This window comes from Chryseobacterium daecheongense (genome assembly GCA_027920525.1).
GTDB lineage: Bacteria > Bacteroidota > Bacteroidia > Flavobacteriales > Weeksellaceae > Chryseobacterium > Chryseobacterium proteolyticum.
The window spans coordinates 2,329,026-2,348,399 of record CP115858.1 but is presented as its reverse complement, the minus strand read 5'-3'; the positions used below and the strand labels follow the sequence as shown (position 1 = coordinate 2,348,399).

Here is a 19,374-nt window from a genome sequence, read left to right as displayed (position 1 = left end):
AAATTTTTAAAGTATAATTTGAAGTGATAGTAAAAATTCTCCTTTTCTGTCAAAAATTGTTTTGGAAACGAGATCATAGAGTGGTCTGCTGCTGTATTGTGCAACAATTCTGGCATTTTGGCCGTATAAGTAAAAATTTGCTCCCACATCATAATAACTGCCGTTCTGATTTAATGCTTTCATGTCCTTTAAAGCATAATTGAAGAAGGGCTGAACTTTCAGTATTTTACTGAATTTAGGAAGAACGAATCCTACCTGTGAAAACCAGATATTTCCCGTACCCATCAAAACCCTTTTATTTCCGGCACCTTCCAGTGCCTTTTGCCCTGTGAATTGTGGATCAGGAGTTCCTGGGTTCAGGAGTCCGCTTACTCTTAAATAGTTGGGTCCGTAATTATAATTATAGAATACAGAATACAAGGTCAGTCCCATTTCCTTACTTTTATTTCCCAAAGGCAGCTCTGAGTAGATATCTGCTCCGAAGACATTGGCAGCATGAGACTCGAAAACATTTTCTGAGGGTTGAGATTGTGTTGCATCTTTAGTACTGTAAAAACCCGTTCCGATATTCAAAACTTTTCTGGCAGCCAGATTATTACCCGGTAGAAAAGAAGTTACCGTTGTTTCTTTATTGAAAAACTGATAGAATGCATAACCTGAGTAAGATAGCTTTCCGCTTTGGTTATTATCCACAGCAGGTCCTCCTACAATGGGCTTCAGATTAGTAGCAAAAGGCTTGTTGATACTGAATCTGTAATTTAACCGATCAAATTCTCCATGTACAAAAATACCGAACTGTCTTGAAAACTGATCTGCAATTTCGATGGCCGGAAAATTGAAAACAGGGATGTCACCGGCAAGCATTTTTGTCGTACTTGCATTAGTCAATCTGCTTACGCCATTCCAGGAGTGAAGCCCGGCACCCAGATACAAATTGTTTTTATTGGGTTTTCCGGTCTGAAAATCATTTCGTGGTATAATAGCCAGCTCATTATAAGCATCATGAAAGAAAAAAGGGGCTTTCTTTCCGGCTCCATTATTTCCTGTTCCCGATCCTCCTCCGGAAATAAAAGACTGGTTATTAATTCCCATTTGTAGAAAAACTGAATAAAATGGTGTAAGCTGACTCTGAATAGTTAGCCTCATTCTTCGGATTCCTGCATCATATGTTTGCTGCTGGGGAACGCCATTCACGAGAGTTCCCGGATTATTATCAATACTTCGCAACCAGATCTGACTGGAAATACCAAATTTCAGCCATTTGTCTCCTTTGGGATTCAGGTTGATTTTAAGCTCTCCGATATCTAAAGGATTTTTTTCTGATATAACTTCTTCAGGATTTGTACTGACCTTTGCAGTATCCTGGCTGTATAGTAATTGTATGGCAGCCAGGCCGAAAATGATGAAAAGTTTTTTCATTGATGCTATTATTTGCACCTAAACAATACATAAATTCTGAAGTTTTTCTGAAGTTTTGATCAGAATTGAATATTTGTTGTTATGTTTTTGAATTCCAATCTTTTATTTTATGAAATTGATCTTTAAAGTATGAAAATTGTTTTCAAAATGATAAGTAATTTCAGTATCATAAATCTCCAAAATCTTCTTCACGAGTGCCAAACCGATCCCAATTGAGTTTTGATCAGGGTTTCCGCGCTTGAATCTTTTGAACAATTCTTCTGTAGGAATAGTTGGAGGATTTCCTGTATTGGAGATCTCAAAATAATCTTCTGTAAGGGTTACCGTGATCTTTCCATTTTCGATATTATGCCTTTTTGCGTTATTGATGAGGTTATTGATCACAATAATAGCCAGGTTCTCATCAAAATTAAGGTAAACCTCTTCCCGGATATTCCTGGTTAATGATAGGTTCTGAATTTCAAAGATATCCTCGAAATACTGAAGTCGTTCACTAAGCAGTTCTGAAAAGTTGATATGATTCGATTCGCTTTTTTCAAAATGCTCCAGCTTAGCTAATAGAATAAGGGATTGATTAATAGAAGAGAGCCTGTCCAGTTCATCGTTCATTGATGAAAGAGTAAGCAGTTGCTTTTCTGAGAGATCGCTATCCATCAGTAACTCGATCTTTCCTTTAATGGAAGCCAGTGGAGTTTGGAGCTCGTGGGAAGTGTTTTCCGAAAGTTCTTCTAATAAATGATAGTCCTTTTTTGAACTCTCGGACATTTTTAGCAAAAACCTGTTTAAGGATTTAAATTCTTCGGTCTCTGTTTTCATAAGGCTCATAGGCCTGTTATTCTTAAGACTGAATTTTTTGATCTCTTCTATGGCATGATAGAAAGGTTCAAGAATCTTCTTTGAAACCAGGACCCCAACAATGATCGTAAGAATAATAAGAAACACCATGATCCAGGCAACCACCATAATAATGCTTATCAGAAAATGGTTTTCAATGATGGTGATGTATCTTACGCTGGTTATGGCATATCTTTTTTTATGAATGACAGGGTAGGTTATAACGGTAATTTTATTGATGTAAGACTGTACACTTTTATTCCAGATGTACTTTTCTTCAATAATTTTTTCTTTGGTATTCTTGTAATCGGACGGTAGAAGCTTAACCTGGGTTTGTCTGTGGTGTATGGTAAGATAATCGTATGTGGAATCTTGTGCCAACTTATTGGCCACATAAGCATTAAGATCTTCAAGTTTGAGGATCGCTGAACGCATCGTTGCCCTTTCAAAGGCAAAATACAAAATCGTAAAACCTGTGGTAAGGACAAAGAAAACCAGGATAGTAAATGCTCTGGCAAAACGAAAGCTTAAATTCATTTATCAATCCATTTATAACCCAACCCATAAACAGTCTGCAGATAATCTTTGCCTCCTCCGTCAATAATCTTTTTTCGCAGATTTTTCAAATGCTGGTATACAAAATCTATATTATCCACACTATAAGTATAATCTCCCCACAGGTGACTTGCTATAGCCTGTTTGGAAAGCATTCTGTTTTGATTATTAATAAAATAGATCAGTAGGTTGAGTTCTTTTTTGGTGAGATTCAGTAGTCGCTCATTCACTTTACACTCTTTTGATTCCAGATCGATAGTAAATTCATTGAAACTTAAGATGCGGTTGGTTTCCGGTGTTTTTCTCCTGAGCACGGCTTTTATTCTGGAATGCAGTTCCGGTAATGAGAAAGGTTTGGTCATATAATCATCGGCTCCTTCGTCCAAACCTGTCAGTTTGGTATCCAGGGAGTCTTTGGCGGATACAATGATGATGCTGGATTCCGGAGCATCATTTTTAATATGTTTCAGTATTTCCAATCCATTTCCATCCGGAAGCATCAGATCAAGTAGGATGCAATCATATTCGAAAAGCTCAATTTTTTCTAAAGCTTCTTTTGCATTAGTCGCCACTTCACAAACATAGTCTTCTTTTTTAAGATAATCTGTGATGTTGGAAGCAAGATCTTTATGGTCTTCGATGATAAGGATTTTCATAAAATTATAATCCGAAATACATTATTAGGGCTTAAAGATATAAAAAAAGTGTTCTAATTTCCAGAACACTACCTGATCAATAATTTTTTATGTATCCAGGTTTTAAAAACGATATCCTAATGATAATCCGCTTCTGAAGCCTGCCCAGGGACCATCTACTTTTATCCGGGCTCCATTGGGATTGGTTTCTACGGTATATTTTACAAACGGGATGTCCAGATTTTCGATCTCTTTTTTTAGCTGTTGTTGCATTTCAGGGGTCAGCGGATAATCACTTGTCAGCGTAAAGTCACCTTTTCCACTACCATAATGTGCACCGGCAATCCAGAGATCTAAAACAAGATTTTGGCTTTTGGTAAGAAAGAATTGTACCCCGACCATTAATCCACCACTATTACCATTGGTATCTCCTGATCCTTTCAATGGAATCTGATAAGTAACTCCATTGGTGGGTTTAAAATCATAATAGAAATCAAAAGTATTAGAACTTACTTTTGAATATCTGTAATACGGGGCTACGTAAAAGCCTTTTCCGTATCCTGCTCCTAAATAGAAACGAGGTTCGACAGTAAAATTAGTTGCTTTAATCCTTAAATTCTGAAACCGCTCTTCATCTTTATCTTTTAAAAATGCATTAATGAACGGAACCTTTCCTTCAGGCATTGTTCCAAATCCTACATTCACAGAGAACCACTGATTGAAGGCTCTTTCATATGACAAATTAATGTTCCTGAATGCATATGCTGTGACATTGGTTTTAATGATATTCATTTTTTCTGCAGAAACAGGAGTGACCTCCTGTGAACAGACTTTCGAAAAAAGAAAAGGGAGGATAAACAGGAGATATTTTTTCATGATTCTAAATTTAATAATGGAGTTTATAATAATAGCAGCAAAAAATGGGCAATAGTGTATAGAAATGAATAATTAAATGAAAAATAAACTATTTATATAAAGTTAGTTAGGAATTTATTGATGACTTGAATCCGTATACCATGTAATACATATCAGATTCTGCTTGTCCTATTTTATATTATTCAATTTCTGACATGAAAAAAACAGTATGTGCCGCCCTTTTTCTTTGTGGAGTTTTTGTGTTTTCGCAGGAAAACATCAAAAGCGATACTATTGATCAAACAAAGACGGCAGAAATCCAGGAGGTGATTATAAAGTCCCAACGTAAAAAACAGTTTGCAGACAAAGCAGTATATACTTTTGATAAAGCAGCGTTAGAAAAGGCCCGTTACGCAAAGGACCTATTAAAGACATTACCGGAATTACAGTTGGATCCTGTTTCGAATACTTTGAAAAGTACGAAAGGAGGAACTTCTTTATTTCTTATTAATGGAATTGAAGCTACGGATATGCAGATCCGGAGTATAGCACCCAGTGAAGTAGTAAAAGTTGAATACTATGATATTCCACCCGCAAGGTGGGCAACAAGAGCGGATACGGTTATTAATGTGATTACCCGGTCTACAGAGACAGGATATGTTTTTGGAACCGATGTAATGACCGCATTGAATACAGGATTCGTAAATGGATCAGCATATGCCAATTTTACAAAAGGTAAAAATAATTTCGGTTTGGAATATTCCATGAATTTAAGAGATTATGACAACCGGAGAGTACGCAGTATCTATGACTATCAGCTTGATAATTCACATTATCTTTCCGATGAAAAGAAGAAAGATCATTTTGGATATACCTCTCAAAATATTGCTTTAAGGTATACCCGTATGGTGCCTGATAATTATTCATTTCAGGCAAAACTGAATATGGATATCCTTCATACTTTTGTAAATGGTAAGGGAGAAAGTACTTTCACAAAAGATGATGTTACGGAAGGGCATACCATGATGAAAAGGGGAGGGACGGATTACGTAACACCGACACTTGATCTTTACTTTTCAAAAAAACTGAGTAAAAAAGATGAATTAAGTTTGAATGTCGTGGGTTCCCATTTTACCACAGATACTTCAGAATTTACAAAAGAATGGATCACCTCTTCAGGGAATTCAGTTTTTGATAATGATATGAATCTTACAGCTAAACAGACGGGTTTTGTTGGAGAGATTGCTCATACTCATGATTTTGAAGGTGGAAAACTTTCTTCAGGGTATCGTATCTCGAACACTTCTATCTCCAATGATCTCCAAAACCTTGCAGGATTTTCACAGTACAAAGTGAATTATTTAGAGCAATATTTCTACACAGAATTTTCCGGTAAAATTGAAAAGTTTACGTACCGTGTTGGTGCAGGTCTTACCAACATTCATAATAAAAGTGCTGAAACTACTTTTGATGAATGGTCTATTACTCCAAAAGTTATTTTAGGATATCAGCTGAAAGGAAATCAGAGTCTTCGTTTTACAAGCAGCTATAAACCAAAGAGTCCATGGAGTGCTGCATTGAGTAGTAATGTGGTTCAGATGGCACCGAATATTGTGCAAAAAGGAAATCCATTTCTTAAGTCACAGCTGACATGGGGAAATAACCTGATCTATTCACTGAACAATAAGTATTTTGATTTTAATGCTAATTTATTTTATTCAGATACCCGTCGTACGATCAACCAGTTTTATGTGATGGACGATACTTTTGGAGGGTATGCCCTTACCTACGAAAATGCAAAAAGCTCGAAACAGTATGGACTACAGCTTACGGGGTCCTATAAGCCTTTTGGGAATAATCTTCTTGTGATCAAAGCTATGGTTGCTCCTTCATCTGAAACCGTAAGAACGAGCAAGGGCGCATTGATCAAAAATAATTATATCGCCAATAATCTGGAATTATCTTCGGAGTACAAATCATTCTCACTACAATATCAGGTCAATATTCCTGTGTATTTACTTAGTGGTGCATTTCTCAATACCAATGAGAATGCGAATCATGTTTTCGTCAATTATAAACACAGAGACTGGACATTCTCTACAGGATTGTACTGGATAGGAATGCCTTCGGAATACAAGACAAAAAGCCTTCCTGAAAGCGTGGTCAACTATTCACGGAACAGCCAGATTATGAATAATAAGTCGATGTTTGTTCTGGGCTTCAGCTATGATTTCTCAAAAGGAAAGAAAACGGATATGCAGAAAAAACTTAATAATTCTACAGCTCCTGCGGCTACTTTTTAATCATGCATATTTTTATCATAAGAACAGCTCCGGAGAATCCGGAGCTGTTTTCTGTACGTTAAATATTTTCTGTTTTAATTTTGCGCGATCATTCTGCGATAAGCATGAATGTCTTCAATAGTGACTACACTCATTCCTTTTTTTTCCGCGAAATCTACAATTTCGGGTAGTCTTGCCATAGAGCCGTCTTCATTGGTGAGTTCACAAAGAACCGCATCATCCCCAAGATTTGCCATCTTTACCAGATCAACACTTCCTTCCGTATGACCCCTTCTTTCAAAGACGCCTCCTTTTTTGGCAACAAGAGGAAAGACGTGTCCCGGGCTTGCAATATGGTCCGCCAAAGCATTTTCTGCTATGGCAGTTCTGATCGTGGTTACCCGATCCTTTGCAGAAACACCGGATTCCACTCCTTCTTTTGCTTCAATGGAAATGGTAAATGCGGTTTGATTTTTACTGTTGTTGGTCTCTACCATCGGGCGCAGATTAAGATGCTTGCTTTTTTCTTCCGAAATGCATAAACAAACAATGCCGCTGCATTCGCGGATCAAAAGTGCCATATCCTGTTCTGTAATGGTAGAGGCAGGGAAGATGATATCGCCTTCGTTTTCGCGATTCTCGTCATCCACAAGAAGGATGCCTTTGCCCTGTTGTAATTTTAAAAGTGCATTTTCTACACGTTCTCTGGAGGAAACTCCGAATTTTTCTAATAATTTTTCCATGTTATTTTACTTTAAAAGTTAAAATACACTTCGGTACATGGAAATGAAATACGCACCAATAAGTCCATAAGGCAAGCTTATTGATCGTTTCATTTTCTTCTCCCATCCAGACTTTAACTGTCGGTTTTGGAATTTCACCAAATCAGTCCTTTAATGAAAAAGGAGTCGCGGACTATAACCGCCGGTAGGGAATTTCACCCTGCCCCGAAGAAAACTTATGCTAAGTTTTACTGTATGTCTTGTTTACTTGTTTTTTTAATTCATTAATTAGTATTTAACGCACAGGCTGCTAATTTCGGGAAGTTTTTTGAAATGAGAAATGATTTTTGAAATTAATTAAGGATATCAGGATGTTTTACCGGTATATTTTATATAGAGAAATGCACGAAATTACAACTCCGGAAAGAAGTATCAATGAACGGATCCAATTCATGTGGCTCCATTCTTTCCACGTTTGCAAAGCAATTTTGGGATCGACGGGTTTTTGTCCGAAAAGAATATCATTTCTAGGAAAGAAATACAGTACTGTAAATACATCAGCAAGAACAAAAAGGATGAATGCCGAAATTATATACCCCCGGGTCTGAGGATATGGATTCCACAAAAAAATGATCACCGCTAATCCGATGAGGTGGTGGAGAGGTCCTGTTATTTTAAAGAAGTCTGCCGGTGTTTTCTGCTGAAAATAATTTTTTGCCGTTTCAAGGGAATCGGGAATGTTTCTACCCCAGTTCGGGGCATCGACAATGGAATTGTAAAGGTTGACAAATAATATTCCGCTTCCGATTATGATGTAGAGATATAAAATAAAAAGTTTCATAATAAAGTATGGTATTATGAAACAAAATTATTTCATAGAGGACATTGAAAATTGTATAAATCGGTCTTTTTGAATGGAAAAGGTATTTTTTTAAGCCAGATCATCCTATAAGGGAATGCTACTACTTTTCGATTGTTAATTAAAGAATGCTATAAAAATGGTATTTCATAGGGTAGAACTTGTTTTCTGTAGCTCGTCTGTGCTCTAAAATTACAATCCATTCAAGACTTTATTTGAATGGATTGTTAGTGATCTTTTAGTATTAATCTTGATGCTCAGTTTGTTTGTTCCAATATATTTTCCAAGAGTATATTAAATTCCTGAGGCTTTTCAAGCATAGGGTAGTGGCCTACATCACTTATATTTACATAATCGAAATCCTGTAAGTATTGGCGGTTGGCATCAGCATTTGTAGGTGAAGCATCTGAGTTGATTGCTCTTACGGGCACTTTAATCTGCGATGCGGCTTTCCGGAAATCGGTTTTGTATAAGGGAATGAGCAGTTCTATTGCCATCTCTCCCGTATTCTGAAGGAATTCTTTTTGTACTCTTTCCTTTACTGTTTCCGGAGTTTTTTCCACAAAAAGGAATTGGGGAAGAATATTTTCGACCGCATTTTTAAAATCATTCCGGTAATGAACAAATAAAACCTCTTCCACCTGTTCCATTGGGAAAGTTTCATCCAGATTTTTTAAGGTATCTACCAAAATCACTGACTTTAAATTGGGAATTTTCAGGGCAGCTTCCAGAACATAGGCTCCCGACATGGAGTGGCCAACTAGTATAATGTCTTTTGAATCGATCTGGCTGGCAACGGCTTTAATATCTTCAGCATATTGCTCACTCGACCAGTTTTTTCTGGATTTGTCAGATTTTCCATGGCCTGCAAGGTCCATCTGAACAATACGGTATTTATTTTTAAAATATTCCTTCTGGTTTTCCCACCATTCCGCATTTCCCAGCCATCCGTGAACAAGGATTAAGGCTGTATCTCCGGTGCCTGTTTCTTTGTAATGAATTTTTTGTCCATCCGATGATGATGCATATTTTTCCATATTATGGGTTTGTGATTTTATAAATTTTATTTGAAGTCAACAACTTTCTGATGATTTCCATTGTAATGTATTGACAGTTTATTAATGGTAATATATTTCCAAATACTATCCGATATTACCGGTCCAATATAGGCAGATAGTTTCTCCATGGGCCAACGTCATACTTGTATTGTTTTGCCATTACCCTTGATATTTGTGCAATATGGCCAAGATCATGAGCAACCCATGTTGATAACAGCTGTCTTAAAGTTGTATCACCAAATGCCGGGTGAATTCCGGTTTTGTCAAGATCTTCATCAGTTATATTCTTAGATTGTAAAATGATGAGGTTTTTCTTTCTCAGATCACGGAACTCTGTCAGTAATTGGGATAGTGTTTTGCCTTTGCTCTCTTCAAACTGTGCAAATCTGTCAAACGGAGTAAAAGTTTTCTCCGGTCCGTCAGATAGGGTTATTTCTGCCCGGATCATCCAATCTGTTTTTTCTCCGTGGATCAAGTGGCCGATTATATCAAAAGGGCTCCATGTTTCTTCTCCTTCGTTGGTATAGATCCATTCATCACTTAATCCCTCCAGTAATGATGTTAAAACATCGGGGGTACGTTCAAGAATTTCTGTTGCTTTATCTAAATTGAATGACATAATAATTTTAAATATGCTAAGGTTGAAATTATTGCTGATCTTTATAAATATTCCAGTAATTATAATCTGTCATGGGGGCGTCTGTGATCCCTATGTTCCTTCCCATGGTTACAATCTGTCCTCTATGGTAAGTTCCGTGGATAACTGCATGCTGGATATACTCATATTTAGAGAAATCACATTGAAACCATTGAGACTCTATTTTTACATTTTTTGCTAAATCCTCTTCGGATAGGCTTTCTACATAATCTACAAGTTTCTGAGAGTTATTTTTGATTGCGCTGAAAACTTCATCTTTAGTATTGGTGTTGGAAATTTTAGCGAAATCAAAGTCATTATTTTCATTGATATGGCTCCACCAATATTCCTGAGTTTGCCAGATATGATGCAGGGTCTTCAGGATGGTAGGGAAACTGGAAATCGTTTCCTGATTAAGCTGTTCATCCGATTTGGTAGAAAGCCAGTCAATATATTTGTTCACCACCCAGTTGTTGTACTGAACACTTTTCGTGACTAATGTTTTTAAGCTCATAATTATTGTTTTATTGTTATGGTGTTTTTTTACTGTATAATTAAGCACTAAAAATAAGTAAAATACTGATTGAATTTTTTCAAATTGAAAAACCGGTTAAAAAACCGGTTCCATTTTTATGATAGCTAAAAAGTAATGTTACTTAAGCTGGGCAAATTGTACCTGAAATTCATCCGCACTCACCAATCCCATCGCAAAATCATATTGAAGCAATTCGTATTTTTCATTTTTTGTTAATGGACGATTGTGAATCTTGTTCATTATCTGCTCTTCATCAGACAATATTCCTATAATATTGTTTTTTTGCTGAAAGGCTTTAAAATATCTGATGCCCAATTTTCTTTGAGAAACAGCATCAAAGTGGATATTGTCCGGATTACCTGTTAAACCTTCTGCAGATACAAAATAGGCATGCTCGTTATCTTTCGCATACTGAACTAAAGCCTCATTAATTTTACTGTATTCACTAAAGTATTGTCCATACATACCTTCCGTTAAAAAGCTCCCTAATCCTCCAACGATCAATGGAATTTCCGGAGTATTAAGCTCGTCTCTCAAAGTATTTATGATATGGCTTAATTTTTCGGTATATGACCTGTATTTTTGTCCATGACTGTCACTTTCCCCCTGATGCCAAAGAATGCCACTTAATGTGCTGATTTTTTGTGCCGCTTTAGCTTGAAAAATAGCATTTTGAAATAATGCTCCCTCCACTGACCAGTCATCCAGGCTTGTTCCGCCATCAGCACAAGGAATCAATCCGATATCATCTTCCTGATTATGGAATAACCGCCATGATGAAGCAAATGTTGTAGCCAGGCTGATTCCTGAAGTTGGTCTGTCAAAATTGATAGGTTCTGCCATCATTTGCCACCTCCCATTTCTTAGCATTTTAATTTTTTCATCAAGGATTGGAGGAACATCTTTTAGAAATCCACGTCCGGCCATATTAGACTGACCTATCATTAAAAATGAATGTGTCATTTTAATTATTATTTGATTTAATTATTTTTTTAAAGCTTTACACACTTTATGAAAGGTTGTCCATACCATTTCATCTGTGAGAGCAAAAGGTAATCCGCTGATGCTTTTTCCCTGTTGATGAAAACGTAGTAAATTATACAGAGGAGCAAATGCAATTGACCAATAAATTTCAAATGGGGTATCATCAATCTCTCCCCGCTGTATCGTATTTGAAATAAAGTTCAAAAGGTTATTTTTAAATTCACTCATAAACATTCCCGGTTTCTCATTAAACATTTGAGCAAATTGCTGACTGTAATGAGAATTATTGATTTGCTCAAAGAAGGGTAGGAGCAAAGGGTTTTTAATAGCATAGTTGTATCTGTTTGCCCATTGTACGCGCAACCCTTCTTCCAGACTGGATTTAGGATCGAATCCTTCATTGATGAGGGTTTCCATTTTGTTTCCTTCTTCGATAACAAGTTTGATAATGAGGTCATCTTTATCCTTATAATATACGTAAGGTGTACCTACAGAAACATTGCAGGCCTTCGCTAATTTGCTGATGGTAAAACCATCTAATCCATCTTTTACAATGATTTCAATAGCTTTTTGCTTTATTATATTTTCTTTGTTGAGATCTCGATTACGCATATTTAGTTCATTGTGAGTTATTTATAATTAAATGAATATTCATTTAATTATAAATGCAAATGTATATTTTTTTGAAGTAAGTACAAAAGTTACTTACAACATTTTTTGTGAGAGATCATGTATAGAGGAATAGCAGAATTATAAAACTACATCGTTTTGTTCATTTCAGGATAACTTAACTCATTATTGTAAACGATATCGACAATATCATCAATGAATTTGTCTCTTGGATATCTTTCACCATTTATTATTAACGATATTGATGTTTTTGTTTCTTTGTTGAATATCAGGATTGTATTGGTACCATAAGTGCCACCTGTATTTCCATAAAAATCAAGATTATGAAATTTAAATGTCATCAAACCTCTGCCATATTTTTCTTTTCCAATAATGGGCTGCATTTTTGAGACGGTCTCCTTTGATAGGATTTTATGATCAAATAGCAGATTGATAAATGTATTCAAATCCAAGGTATTAGAAGAAATATCTCCAACCCCAACAATATTTTTAAAATAAAAATCTTTGGTTGTGTTCCATGCATTATTTTCAAAAATATATGATCCTGAAACATCGTTAGGACTTTCAAGTGCAGATTTTGTTTTATTAAGTTTGAATGGGGTTGTAATTTCTTCTTTTAAAACATCGCTGTAATTTTTATAAAATTCTTTTTCAATAATCTTTCCTAAAAGATAATATCCTGAATTGGAATAAGCCACATTTTCATTGGGTGAAAATAAAACTCTTTGGTTTATAATTTCTTCAAAAATCTCTTCATTAGTTCTAGGTTCTTTGAGCCAGATTATTTTTTCGTCTTTTTTTACATAATTATTTAAGCCACTGGAATGTTCAAGCAGATTCTGAATAGTAATTTTATCAGCATTTTTGACTAAAGGAAAATATTTGTCAAGCGTAGAGGTCAGCGAAATTTTATGTTGTTCAATAAGTTTGAAAATTAATGTTGCTGTAAAAAGTTTTGTTACTGAGCCTACCTGATATTCAGTGTTTGGTCCAAACTTTTTATCCGGTATTTCTCCGAAAGACCTAAAATATATTTCTTTTCCATTTTTAAAAATGGAAATAGAGCCAATATCAAGGTTATTTGTTTGAATATAATCAATGTATTTATCTATTGATTTAGAATGGATGTTTTGAGAATATATATTTTGAATAAAAAAAAATGTAATTGCTATAATTAGAATTTTGCTTATACCTTTCATAAATGCTTTTAATAAAATTATTTCCTGAGAATTTTGTCCATTGATTTTCCCTTGGCGAGCTCATCAATCAGCTTGTCTAGATAACGGATTTTTCTCATGAGGTCATCTTCAATATCTTCCACACGGTATCCGCAAATTACTCCTTTTATCAAAGAAACATTGGGATTAATTTGTGGGGCTTGTTCGAAGAAATCCCTGAAATTGGTTTTATTCTTAATTATTTCCTGAAGTTCTTTTTCAGTATAGCCCGTCAGCCAAAAAATAATTTCATGTACTTCTTCTTTTGTGCGCCCTTTCTTTTCTGCTTTGGTAATATAGTGAGGATAAACCCCGGCGAACGACATGTTGTAAACCCTTTCGTAATTTGTGTTTTCCATCTTTTTGTTTTAGTGGTTCATCAATGAGCTTATTTCTTATTGGCTTTTATGCTGTCAAGTTTCTGGGCAATAGCCGAAATATTTCCTCCTCCGCATGAAGAATGGAGGACTTTGCCATCTATGCCAATAAGTACTTTTGCCGGATTGCAAAATACATTATAATTTAATTTCTCAGATTTATTGTACGACTTTGTATTGTCGATTTGTTCAAAAAGAACATTCGAGCGGGCAAGGTAATCTTTAAACTCTTTTTCATTTTCCACAAACCCTTCTACAATACCAATAAAATGAGCTTCCTCATTGTATTTATTGTATAAAGCATTAAATTCTTCCGCCATATCATAGGATTCGCTCTTTTTCAGATAAGATTTATCGTAAATAAAAATAACAAGGTTTTTCCCCTGGTAATTCCGTGAATTAAAGGAAGTCCCACTGATCGTTTTAGCTGAAAAAGGTATGGGCTTTGCACCCACAAACAGATCAATCTGATTCTTCTTCATGGCCTTTGCCTCTTCCTGGAACTCTTTAAAAATCCTTTCTTTTTTTGCTTCCTTGCTTTCACAGGATAGCATTAATAAAATAACTGATACTGCTACAATATTTTTCATAGTACATTTTGTGATGGATGATGCTTTGATAAATATACGTGAAAATCAGGTGATCAAAGATGCCGGGATATATTTATCCATGTGATGTTATTATTTCTTATTTTACAACTATATCTTCCGTTCATATAGCTTTGCTTTTTCAAGCCCGTAATTATTGATCCTAAGAGTCGGTGCATTTAAATCCCAATTCGGAAGGTTTTGCTCAAGCATGTGCGTCAGTTTTATAATTCCGGATATTTCCTGATCGAATTCATACTGATTTTTGTCGGTTATGATTTCAAGGCCTGCCTGTCTGTCGTCAAATAAAGGGATGCTGAATGAATAGACAGAAACAATTTCATCCCATCGGATAAATTCTGGCTGATTTTTGTGCTTATGGTAAAAACCATCTGCAGTGTATTTAAAATTCCCATCTAATTTCTCTAATCTGTCGGTTTCCTTTTCAATTGATTCATAATCTGTCTTAGTGTCAGAAGAATATATTTTAGCAATGGAAAAACAAAGAACTGTAAAACAGGAAAAAATGATAAAATAAGATATCCCTTCACTGTCAAAAACCGGATAATACATATAAACCCACAGTACAACAAGACAGCACATGATGATTATTATTTTCATGAAAGCGGGGAATTTAAAGAGGTTGTGTAATTACTTTTTAGACTTTAGCTGGAATACATTTCCTTCAGGATCAGTTCCGTCACATAACCAATAATCATAGTTTTCAAAGGTTTTAATTTCTCTCATCAGGATATTTTTCGATACGAACTCATCTCTTGCCTGTTCGATGTCTGTGTCAATTTCAAAAACGATCTTTGTATTATTATCGAATTGATGACCTGCATTAATTTTTTCCAGATAACGGTCTCCGATTTTATGAAATCCGATTTGGACCGATCCTGCATTAAAGAGCAGCCAGCTGGCGTCTTCCTCAATCACAGGGAGATTAAAATTTTCAGTATAAAATTTTTTTATCAATGGAATGTTCTGAACATACAGGATCAAGGTATCAAATTTTACATTCATTGGTCTCTTTTTTTAACAACGATAAATATAACAAAAAACCACTCCTGAAAATAGAATGGTTCTTTATTTTGATATAAAATATCCATGAAAGCCGGATGGTTTATGGCTTCATATTCTCCATAAAAGTTAAGGTATCAAAATACAGGGTTAGAGATTGTAATTTCCCATTTTTCACGGTCCAGTTTTCAGAAACATTACCATTAATTTTAGCGCCGTTCGGGAATTGGAAATCATAATTTCCGATGACACTGGCTTTATCATCTTCAATTACCATTTGTTTCACTCTCATGGCTTCAAAACGTTGTGAAAACCGCTTTATAATTTCAATATAAGCCTGCTTTCCAATAACTGGAGTTGTGTTGGTCATATCACCGCCGGTATATTCGAAATCGTCGGCTAATGTACTTTCCCAATTGGCTTTTGCTGCAAATCCCTTGTAATAAGTTTCAAGAAGTTGCCTTGTGTTTGTTTGATTTTCCATTGTATTAAAATTTGTGATTATCTTTGTTGTTGCAAAATGCAATAACAAAGATATAAAAGTTATTGCATTTTGCAATAACTTGTTTTTTTATGGATAAACAGAGATCAGATTGCCCAATTAGTTGTTCCCTTGATATTTTCGGGGATAAGTGGTCACTTTTAATCATCAGGGATGTTATGCTGAGAGGTAAAATGTCGTACAGCGAATTTTTACATTCTGAAGAGCGGATAGCATCAAATATACTGGTTAACAGATTGAGTGTTCTGGAAGCAGAGAAAATCCTTGTTAAGGAAGTATCACCGCTCAACAAGTCAAAATTTATCTACAGCCTCACAAAAAAAGGGGCAGATTTGTTACCAATCGTCATTGAACTGATGGATTGGGGAGCAAAATACAATGCCAACTGCCCGCGAAAAGAGCTGGGGAAAAAAATCCAGAAGGACAAAATAGGTGTCATCCGGGAGTTAAGTGATGACCTGAAGTCAAAGATCAAGTAGTGCCGCTTGTCAGTTTATAATTTCTGCATCAGGGTTCTCACGGATTTTTGCAATGTTTTCACGCCATCTCTGAAGTTCATCATCTGTTAGTTTGATCCATTCTTTCACTTCGCCGATAATCTTTAAAGGTTCCTTACTGCGGTAAGAACGGGTAGGATTACCTGGAAATTTTTTGTCTGTTACATTAGGGTCGTTTTCAAATTCACCAGTTGGCTCCACAATGTAAATCCTTTCACTACCATCTCCATTTGCCAATGCTGCGGCAAGTCCTGCTCCGTTTTTTAAAGCGGTAAAATAAATGTGATTCATAATAATTTCCGGATAGTAATTAGATGCGAATCCGGCGGTCAGCAGGTCTCCAGTTTTCAGATCCGCCTTTGTTCCATGATAAAACGGCCCTTTGTCTAAAACTTTATTTTCAGGTTCTTTATTATTCATTTCCATGATACTCATATTTTACTTAAGATTTTATTTTTTCAATTTTGGTATTCATTATTTCCAGGGCACTCCGGAAATATTTTTCCAGGGTTTTTAATTCTTCCGGTGAAAAAGAGGCAAAAAGCTGATCTGTATTATCCTGGAAATCCTGATATTGAGGAATAATAAGTTGGGCTATTCTGGCGTTGTCCGGGACAATGATTATTTTTCGCCTGTCATCCTTATCCGGTTGGCGGCGGACGAGTTTTTTCTTTTCAAACCTGTCGATCAGGCCCGTGACGGCACCTGTTGTCAATCCTGTGATGACAGCCAGTTCTCCGGCAGTCATTGATCCCTTTTGCACAAGAAATCCCAGATACTTATGATCGGTTCCGCTAAGGCCTATTTTTCTACCGATACTTTCGTGCATTTGAATCGAAGTATAGGTAAATTGTTGACTAAGTTTTCTCAGTTGAATTGCTTCTTCACTAATTTCCATTATTCTTATTTGCTAAATATCTTAGTTACAAAGATAAATTAATTTTGTAAATAAAAAAACCACTTTGAAAAAAACAAGGCGGTTTTAGATTGAATAAATAATCCTCTTTGAAGTCTGAAGACTTAAGAGCATTGTATAGACATTAATTTACGGGGCAAAATTGGAAGTGGTTGATATAGTGATTGGTTCTGAAACTGATTTGATAGTTTCAATATCCTTTATAACCTTCAGGAATTCCTTTTTTATCAGAAAATATTGTCTATGGAGAAAGTAAGGAAGTATGTTTATTGCCGTTATCAATAGTTGCAAATTAGCCGTGATATACTGATCGCTGCTGAAATAGACGAGTTCATTCTCGATGTAATACTTAAGATCTTTTAAGGTTTGTTCTTCAATATCATCAACTACTTGTGTATTCTCTAAATATGGGAGAATTTCATTTTTTAATTTTGTTTCAAGAGGTTTCAGGTTGGTAAAATTCTTTTTGATTTGTTCAAATTGAGTTTTTTCATTAATAAATGATGTTGCATTGATTAATTCAGAATATAAGATATATTTATCTTCATATTTACCATCATATTCTTCAAAATTACGGTAGCTATTTTCAAATTCATTTTTTCTGTTAAGAACAGTGGAAGATTTCAGGAAGTAGGTGTAAATATCCGAGTCATTCTGGTGGATTTGTTGTTTGATTTCAGAGATGGTATCATTCAATTGTGGAACAAGTTTTCCTGCTTCTCCGGAATTATATTTTTTCCCGTCATAATCAAAGGTCTTTAGAATGATTTCTTTTTTAGCGATGGCTTCTATTGTTTTTTTATCATTTTCCAAAGCAAGCAAAGTATAAACAAGTTCTACTTTGTCTTTTGAAAAAAGCTCTTCGAAAGAAAGATTGTTATTGGAATTTTCCGTAACAGTGAAATCAGGATTTTTATTATCATAATAACCATTGAAGATTTTATCAAAGGAATCTCTGTTATATTGTTCTTCAAATTCTGTAGTAAATGTTTCAAAATTAAGTTCGGTTCTTTCCTTCTGGTACTTTACTCTGGAAAAAAGTTTTGCGGTCAACTTTTCTTCTGTTTTCTCAAAATCCCTGAAAAGGTTTTTAGCCGGTGTGCTTTCATTATCTTTTATGATATTAAGATTTCTAAGCCTTATGATTCTGTCTTCGTTGGAGGGATGTGAAGCCCACTGATTTTCAATATTCAGTTTTGACTTGTTGAAAAGTCCGGATTCAGAAAGTTTTACATAAGGAAGCCCATATTGGGTTTCGAGCTCACTTTGTTTTGCGAGGAAATTCATTACAAAAAATTGTTCTTTGTAAATATTTGGACTTGCCTGGTTCTTTGAAACCTTTGCGTCATAAAAATTGATAACATTCTGGTATGAATTATGAGCCAGTTCCATTCTTAATAAAGACTCCTCCAAAGCCAGTGATCCTGCAATATTCGCGGCTACTTCATCTGCATGAAACTCCATCTCCCTTGAAAGTGCCATATGTCTGATGTTCACAAAAGAATACATTTTGGTGAGCACCCACTGGATTTTATTTGTGATAAAAAGTGCTAATGCTGCAAAAATTGAGAAGTAACCACTCATATTTGCCCATTTCTCAATAGAGTTACGGTACGATTCATCATCATTAACCAGATTAAAGATAATTTGATTCACATTATATACATAACTTCCAACTTTCATCGAGCGTTGGGAAAAATGCCCAAACTCATGGGAAAGGACAGCTTTCAATTCCTGTTTTGTCGAAGTATTAATCAGCCCAAGTCCGATGGTCAGATTTTTCTTTATAGGATAGAACATACTCCAAAAGCTGGAGTCATAGAAAACACTTGCATTGACATCGTATGCTAAATATATTTTTTTAGGAAAATCAGTTTCAGCCTCCTTTACAATTTCATCGATCATTTTAAAAAGCTCAGGTTCATCTGATCTTCTGATTTCAGTCAGAAAGCTTCTGTCGTTAATGTGTTTCTTAAACAAAAATTTAATAATAAAAAAGAATACGAAAACTCCTGTGCCTGCAAGCCCAGCTCCCAGCATGATGGTAATAAACATGGGTTTTACAGCAATTAATCCGATTCCTCCGATAATGCATCCTACTGCCAAGGCTATGGTAAAAAGGAACATGAGAAGATATATGAGGATGAATACAACAATAGCTGAAACAGCAGATTTACTTTTCTTTTTGAAATCCTCAGAAACCTGAATGTACATGATAATAATTTTTTTGCAATAATACATTCATAAATT

22 protein-coding genes and 1 riboswitch are annotated in these 19,374 nt (G+C 35.3%); of the genes, 2 read left to right on the top strand and 20 right to left on the bottom strand.

Features of this window, described 5'->3' with window-relative positions; translation table 11 throughout:
- Window positions 1-6: 6 nt before the first annotated feature.
- From PFY10_10340 to PFY10_10325, 4 genes are all read right to left on the bottom strand, one after another.
- A complete protein-coding gene (locus tag PFY10_10340; GenBank protein ID WBV58846.1) occupies window positions 7-1,419 on the bottom strand; it encodes a porin in 1,413 nt (470 codons plus the stop codon).
- A gap of 102 nt (window positions 1,420-1,521) precedes the next feature.
- Complete coding sequence (locus PFY10_10335) at window positions 1,522-2,790, bottom strand: HAMP domain-containing sensor histidine kinase (GenBank protein WBV58845.1); 1,269 nt, start codon at window positions 2,788-2,790, stop codon at window positions 1,522-1,524.
- Window positions 2,787-3,464 carry a response regulator transcription factor gene (locus tag PFY10_10330; protein WBV58844.1) on the bottom strand — a complete coding sequence of 226 codons (678 nt, stop codon included), beginning with the start codon at window positions 3,462-3,464 and terminating at the stop codon, window positions 2,787-2,789. Before PFY10_10330 ends, PFY10_10335 begins: the two co-directional genes overlap by 4 nt.
- Before the next feature lie 102 nt (window positions 3,465-3,566).
- Window positions 3,567-4,319, bottom strand: coding sequence for a DUF3575 domain-containing protein (locus PFY10_10325; protein ID WBV58843.1), 753 nt, complete (start codon window positions 4,317-4,319; stop codon window positions 3,567-3,569).
- A gap of 194 nt (window positions 4,320-4,513) precedes the next feature.
- Between PFY10_10325 and PFY10_10320 the strand changes: the two genes are divergently transcribed.
- A complete protein-coding gene (locus PFY10_10320; protein ID WBV58842.1) occupies window positions 4,514-6,601 on the top strand; it encodes a TonB-dependent receptor in 2,088 nt (695 codons plus the stop codon).
- A 74-nt stretch (window positions 6,602-6,675) separates the two neighbouring features.
- On the opposite strand, the gene ribB is transcribed toward PFY10_10320, so the two are convergent.
- From ribB to PFY10_10255, 13 genes are all read right to left on the bottom strand, one after another.
- Window positions 6,676-7,323, bottom strand: a complete 648-nt coding sequence (ribB, locus tag PFY10_10315) for a 3,4-dihydroxy-2-butanone-4-phosphate synthase (protein ID WBV58841.1) — start codon at window positions 7,321-7,323, stop codon at window positions 6,676-6,678.
- A 90-nt stretch (window positions 7,324-7,413) separates the two neighbouring features.
- A riboswitch (FMN riboswitch) is annotated at window positions 7,414-7,539 on the bottom strand.
- Between the two features lie 139 nt (window positions 7,540-7,678).
- The gene (locus PFY10_10310) at window positions 7,679-8,143 is read right to left on the bottom strand and encodes a DUF1772 domain-containing protein (protein WBV58840.1); all 465 of its coding nucleotides are present in this window, start codon (window positions 8,141-8,143) and stop codon (window positions 7,679-7,681) included.
- Window positions 8,144-8,418: 275 nt separating this feature from the next.
- On the bottom strand, window positions 8,419-9,198 hold the full coding sequence (locus tag PFY10_10305) for an alpha/beta hydrolase (protein ID WBV58839.1): 780 nt from the start codon (window positions 9,196-9,198) through the stop codon (window positions 8,419-8,421).
- Between the two features lie 115 nt (window positions 9,199-9,313).
- Window positions 9,314-9,838, bottom strand: a complete 525-nt coding sequence (locus tag PFY10_10300) for a DinB family protein (protein WBV58838.1) — start codon at window positions 9,836-9,838, stop codon at window positions 9,314-9,316.
- Window positions 9,839-9,866: 28 nt separating this feature from the next.
- Window positions 9,867-10,370, bottom strand: coding sequence for a DinB family protein (locus PFY10_10295; protein ID WBV58837.1), 504 nt, complete (start codon window positions 10,368-10,370; stop codon window positions 9,867-9,869).
- Window positions 10,371-10,508: 138 nt separating this feature from the next.
- Window positions 10,509-11,354 carry a sialate O-acetylesterase gene (locus PFY10_10290; protein WBV58836.1) on the bottom strand — a complete coding sequence of 282 codons (846 nt, stop codon included), beginning with the start codon at window positions 11,352-11,354 and terminating at the stop codon, window positions 10,509-10,511.
- A gap of 21 nt (window positions 11,355-11,375) precedes the next feature.
- On the bottom strand, window positions 11,376-11,987 hold the full coding sequence (locus PFY10_10285; GenBank protein WBV58835.1) for a TetR/AcrR family transcriptional regulator: 612 nt from the start codon (window positions 11,985-11,987) through the stop codon (window positions 11,376-11,378).
- 146 nt (window positions 11,988-12,133) lie between these two features.
- The gene (locus tag PFY10_10280) at window positions 12,134-13,204 is read right to left on the bottom strand and encodes a serine hydrolase (GenBank protein WBV58834.1); all 1,071 of its coding nucleotides are present in this window, start codon (window positions 13,202-13,204) and stop codon (window positions 12,134-12,136) included.
- A gap of 17 nt (window positions 13,205-13,221) precedes the next feature.
- On the bottom strand, window positions 13,222-13,581 hold the full coding sequence (locus tag PFY10_10275; GenBank protein ID WBV58833.1) for a DUF2200 domain-containing protein: 360 nt from the start codon (window positions 13,579-13,581) through the stop codon (window positions 13,222-13,224).
- 29 nt (window positions 13,582-13,610) lie between these two features.
- On the bottom strand, window positions 13,611-14,189 hold the full coding sequence (locus PFY10_10270; GenBank protein WBV58832.1) for an AhpC/TSA family protein: 579 nt from the start codon (window positions 14,187-14,189) through the stop codon (window positions 13,611-13,613).
- A gap of 108 nt (window positions 14,190-14,297) precedes the next feature.
- Window positions 14,298-14,807, bottom strand: coding sequence for a hypothetical protein (locus PFY10_10265; protein ID WBV58831.1), 510 nt, complete (start codon window positions 14,805-14,807; stop codon window positions 14,298-14,300).
- 30 nt (window positions 14,808-14,837) lie between these two features.
- Complete coding sequence (locus tag PFY10_10260) at window positions 14,838-15,212, bottom strand: hypothetical protein (GenBank protein WBV58830.1); 375 nt, start codon at window positions 15,210-15,212, stop codon at window positions 14,838-14,840.
- 100 nt (window positions 15,213-15,312) lie between these two features.
- Window positions 15,313-15,693, bottom strand: coding sequence for a nuclear transport factor 2 family protein (locus PFY10_10255; protein WBV58829.1), 381 nt, complete (start codon window positions 15,691-15,693; stop codon window positions 15,313-15,315).
- 89 nt (window positions 15,694-15,782) lie between these two features.
- Between PFY10_10255 and PFY10_10250 the strand changes: the two genes are divergently transcribed.
- Window positions 15,783-16,190 (top strand): helix-turn-helix domain-containing protein, encoded by a 408-nt coding sequence (locus PFY10_10250; protein ID WBV58828.1) that lies wholly within the window; start codon window positions 15,783-15,785, stop codon window positions 16,188-16,190.
- Window positions 16,191-16,199: 9 nt separating this feature from the next.
- On the opposite strand, the gene arr is transcribed toward PFY10_10250, so the two are convergent.
- From arr to PFY10_10235, 3 genes are all read right to left on the bottom strand, one after another.
- On the bottom strand, window positions 16,200-16,634 hold the full coding sequence (gene arr / locus PFY10_10245) for an NAD(+)--rifampin ADP-ribosyltransferase (GenBank protein ID WBV58827.1): 435 nt from the start codon (window positions 16,632-16,634) through the stop codon (window positions 16,200-16,202).
- Between the two features lie 16 nt (window positions 16,635-16,650).
- On the bottom strand, window positions 16,651-17,106 hold the full coding sequence (locus PFY10_10240; GenBank protein ID WBV58826.1) for a MarR family transcriptional regulator: 456 nt from the start codon (window positions 17,104-17,106) through the stop codon (window positions 16,651-16,653).
- Between the two features lie 147 nt (window positions 17,107-17,253).
- Window positions 17,254-19,338 (bottom strand): M48 family metalloprotease, encoded by a 2,085-nt coding sequence (locus PFY10_10235; protein ID WBV58825.1) that lies wholly within the window; start codon window positions 19,336-19,338, stop codon window positions 17,254-17,256.
- Window positions 19,339-19,374: the final 36 nt, after the last annotated feature.

Coding starts and splice junctions, on each gene's coding strand:
- PFY10_10250 (WBV58828.1), top strand. CDS start 15,783: ATGGATAAACAGAGATCAGATTGCCCAATTAGTTGTTCCCTTGATATT.
- PFY10_10255 (WBV58829.1), bottom strand. CDS start 15,693: ATGGAAAATCAAACAAACACAAGGCAACTTCTTGAAACTTATTACAAG.
- PFY10_10235 (WBV58825.1), bottom strand. CDS start 19,338: ATGTACATTCAGGTTTCTGAGGATTTCAAAAAGAAAAGTAAATCTGCT.
- PFY10_10310 (WBV58840.1), bottom strand. CDS start 8,143: ATGAAACTTTTTATTTTATATCTCTACATCATAATCGGAAGCGGAATA.
- PFY10_10340 (WBV58846.1), bottom strand. CDS start 1,419: ATGAAAAAACTTTTCATCATTTTCGGCCTGGCTGCCATACAATTACTA.
- ribB (WBV58841.1), bottom strand. CDS start 7,323: ATGGAAAAATTATTAGAAAAATTCGGAGTTTCCTCCAGAGAACGTGTA.
- PFY10_10270 (WBV58832.1), bottom strand. CDS start 14,189: ATGAAAAATATTGTAGCAGTATCAGTTATTTTATTAATGCTATCCTGT.
- PFY10_10280 (WBV58834.1), bottom strand. CDS start 13,204: ATGAAAGGTATAAGCAAAATTCTAATTATAGCAATTACATTTTTTTTT.
- PFY10_10275 (WBV58833.1), bottom strand. CDS start 13,581: ATGGAAAACACAAATTACGAAAGGGTTTACAACATGTCGTTCGCCGGG.
- arr (WBV58827.1), bottom strand. CDS start 16,634: ATGGAAATGAATAATAAAGAACCTGAAAATAAAGTTTTAGACAAAGGG.
- PFY10_10330 (WBV58844.1), bottom strand. CDS start 3,464: ATGAAAATCCTTATCATCGAAGACCATAAAGATCTTGCTTCCAACATC.
- PFY10_10240 (WBV58826.1), bottom strand. CDS start 17,106: ATGGAAATTAGTGAAGAAGCAATTCAACTGAGAAAACTTAGTCAACAA.
- PFY10_10300 (WBV58838.1), bottom strand. CDS start 9,838: ATGTCATTCAATTTAGATAAAGCAACAGAAATTCTTGAACGTACCCCC.
- PFY10_10260 (WBV58830.1), bottom strand. CDS start 15,212: ATGAATGTAAAATTTGATACCTTGATCCTGTATGTTCAGAACATTCCA.
- PFY10_10320 (WBV58842.1), top strand. CDS start 4,514: ATGAAAAAAACAGTATGTGCCGCCCTTTTTCTTTGTGGAGTTTTTGTG.
- PFY10_10290 (WBV58836.1), bottom strand. CDS start 11,354: ATGACACATTCATTTTTAATGATAGGTCAGTCTAATATGGCCGGACGT.
- PFY10_10285 (WBV58835.1), bottom strand. CDS start 11,987: ATGCGTAATCGAGATCTCAACAAAGAAAATATAATAAAGCAAAAAGCT.
- PFY10_10325 (WBV58843.1), bottom strand. CDS start 4,319: ATGAAAAAATATCTCCTGTTTATCCTCCCTTTTCTTTTTTCGAAAGTC.
- PFY10_10335 (WBV58845.1), bottom strand. CDS start 2,790: ATGAATTTAAGCTTTCGTTTTGCCAGAGCATTTACTATCCTGGTTTTC.
- PFY10_10305 (WBV58839.1), bottom strand. CDS start 9,198: ATGGAAAAATATGCATCATCATCGGATGGACAAAAAATTCATTACAAA.
- PFY10_10265 (WBV58831.1), bottom strand. CDS start 14,807: ATGAAAATAATAATCATCATGTGCTGTCTTGTTGTACTGTGGGTTTAT.
- PFY10_10295 (WBV58837.1), bottom strand. CDS start 10,370: ATGAGCTTAAAAACATTAGTCACGAAAAGTGTTCAGTACAACAACTGG.